The sequence below is a fragment of the Proteus sp. G2675 genome (assembly GCF_963886535.1).
Taxonomy (GTDB): Bacteria; Pseudomonadota; Gammaproteobacteria; order Enterobacterales; family Enterobacteriaceae; genus Proteus; species Proteus mirabilis.
In genome coordinates this window covers 1-2,423 of the sequence record NZ_CAWPCB010000017.1, presented here as the reverse complement: position 1 = coordinate 2,423, position 2,423 = coordinate 1, and the positions used below count along the sequence as shown (strand labels likewise).

Below are 2,423 nucleotides of genomic sequence, written 5' to 3'. Positions count from 1 at the left end.
CTGTATAATTGCTTTTTATGCGCTAAATAGCTCACTTCCGCTTGAGAGTTGGTGGTATGATAAAACACAACACACTTATCTAAATGCGATAATATTGTCGGCAAAGACCAATAGCGCCCGCCTTTAAGGTGGATTTTTTGTCGAAACACACAATAAGCCATTTGTGTATTACGTGTAATCGCACTTCGAAATCCCTGAAAGGTCCACACCACTTTTATCTAACTTTTTACTAATATCCCCCAGCACTTTTTTAACACCATCGAGCGTAACTCGTTGCTCGTTTAAGAACTACGTAATATCTGATGCAATAGCGGTCATACGATTATTAGCGTCGCTGTATGAGTTCGGCTCAGTGAGATTAATGCTGTAACTAGTGTTTTTTACGGTAAATGTAGCCGGTTGTGAAATGACTAATTCTGTATCGCTATTAACCCTGTCCACCATATAAATAAAATTAGCATTACCATTTTTAATTAAAATAATGGTACCTGTGCCAGAGACAACAGCAGACCCTGACACTGTGCTAACAGTGCCTGTTGTGTATATCATGATTTATTTCCTAAAATTTAGATACAAAAAAACCACATTAGTGCGGTATTTAATCTTCTAACATTGAAACGTCTATCATAAGCCCTTGTTCCATTAATCCAGAACCTTCTCGACTCGGAGGCATACTTATCCAGCCATCCTCTTCTCCTAAGAACTCGTATCGATACTCAAATGTTAACCCTCCCACATCATCAACCAAGACATAACGCTCGCTATATCTTTTGAATGTCCAAACTTCATCCCACGTGTCAGGGTCTATGTAGCTTCGTATGTTTGTATTATGAAAATACCCCATAGAGCGAGTCTTAATCATGCCATACCGATGACCACTTTTGCCTGCGATTCTTAATGAGCCTTTGCCAGCGCTCCCCGTATTGACATCATAATATTTCTCAAAGCAGACCAACTTAGCAAGAGATGAAAATTTCATTTTCCCTTGCTCATCATAAACTTCAAGACCAACTCCGTGTTGAGGTATGCTTACCTTGGAAATCGGAGCAACCATCCATTGGCTATTTAACGCATAGATTCTCGGATAGCTATCATGAGGGCCTGATGATGACGTTAGTTCATCAGGAGTTGCTTTTCTCAAAACACATATTGTTTCGAGTTTATCGGTTAATTGTATCAGCCTATTATTTGTGTAAATTTCTACACCAACCATTTCACACCACCCATACGACAACATGACTTGAGAATGAGTCATTCGCTTGTGTCTGCCCACCACCAGAGCCATTGTTCTCCCAGCGATAGATATTGTAATCAACGCGGTAATTTAACGTGTTCCCAGATATGGAGTACTCTGTTCTCTCATTAGGCTTATCTACATGAAATTCACCACTCCATCGAGAGCGATACCGTAGCCAGAAATGGCAAACAACCTCACCTCCTAAGGAAATCTCAGGAATAGTAAGAGATCCATATTGGGACAAAGGAAGGTCAAATTGCCCCAAGTGGCGCGGTATAATAGTGTCTTCTCCAATAATGAGTCGCCCTTTCTCATCATATATTTCTAAACCCATGCCCATTACCATATCCCCATTCTGATACGCATTGTGCCTTTTTTATCAAACAAACGTTTTAATATGTTTGTTTCAATCCAGTACCCCTGAGCGTTATTCCCATATTTAATTTCTTCACCAGTGCGCATATTAAGTTGATAGCCCACCTTGTTTGCATGGCTGAAATTGGTTGATTGCAATACATTAGCTATTTTTGCACTGGTAATAGTTGCATCACCAATAAAAGCTTCATTAACAACCACCTGTCCATTCTTCACGATAAACGGTGTCACCACTTTGCCATTTAATGACGATATCACTGCAAAGTTTTGGGCATTGACCAGAAATTGGCTATTTCCTTGTGCATTAAACCCTAAGCCAATGCCCGTAATGACTTTATTCCCTTTGCTATCTTGCTGAACTTTCATTGTCCATGATGCGGAAATTTTGCCATTTATGTCGGTGACCACTTTCGACGTTTGTTCGATTTTGGCTGAACTTGTACCCACTTGGCTTTCAAGGCGAGTGACTTGCTGGGCGGTAGAGGTCACTTTACCTGAGACCTCAGTCACCTTAGTTTCAAGTTGGTTTACCGCATTCGCCGTTGCATTGGCTTTCTGTTCGCTGGACTTAGGTACTTCATTCGCCACAAATCCTTTTGGTGCCACCGATTGTTTGTTATTGGTATAAGTGCGGGTGATAATTTGATGGTTAACACTTTTATGCTTAGTGAGCTGATATTTAGCACCTCCTCGCAAATAGATATATTCCACAGAACCATTCGTTAATTGAGCTGGCCCCATCACAGGGGATTGATTTGTCCATCGCCAATCAAAATTATCAATGATGCGGTTTTCAGACTGGGTTCCCCAT

General features: G+C 40.7%; 4 protein-coding genes. All 4 read right to left on the bottom strand.

Features of this window, described 5'->3' with window-relative positions:
* Nucleotides 1–288: 288 nt before the first annotated feature.
* Complete coding sequence (locus AACQ49_RS04720; protein ID WP_004245934.1) at nt 289–549, bottom strand: hypothetical protein; 261 nt, start codon at nt 547–549, stop codon at nt 289–291.
* A gap of 49 nt (nt 550–598) precedes the next feature.
* Nucleotides 599–1,213 carry a hypothetical protein gene (locus AACQ49_RS04715; protein WP_004247523.1) on the bottom strand — a complete coding sequence of 205 codons (615 nt, stop codon included), beginning with the start codon at nt 1,211–1,213 and terminating at the stop codon, nt 599–601.
* 1 nt (nt 1,214) lies between these two features.
* Nucleotides 1,215–1,571, bottom strand: a complete 357-nt coding sequence (locus AACQ49_RS04710) for a hypothetical protein (RefSeq protein ID WP_223307229.1) — start codon at nt 1,569–1,571, stop codon at nt 1,215–1,217.
* A gap of 5 nt (nt 1,572–1,576) precedes the next feature.
* Nucleotides 1,577–2,423 (bottom strand): phage tail tip fiber protein (locus AACQ49_RS04705; protein WP_161778908.1); only part of this gene is annotated, 847 nt, incomplete at its 5' end.

Bases quoted from the DNA above. Each gene is read 5' to 3' on its own strand.
- AACQ49_RS04720 (WP_004245934.1), bottom strand. From the start codon at position 549: ATGATATACACAACAGGCACTGTTAGCACAGTGTCAGGGTCTGCTGTT.
- AACQ49_RS04710 (WP_223307229.1), bottom strand. From the start codon at position 1,571: ATGGGTTTAGAAATATATGATGAGAAAGGGCGACTCATTATTGGAGAA.
- AACQ49_RS04715 (WP_004247523.1), bottom strand. From the start codon at position 1,213: ATGGTTGGTGTAGAAATTTACACAAATAATAGGCTGATACAATTAACC.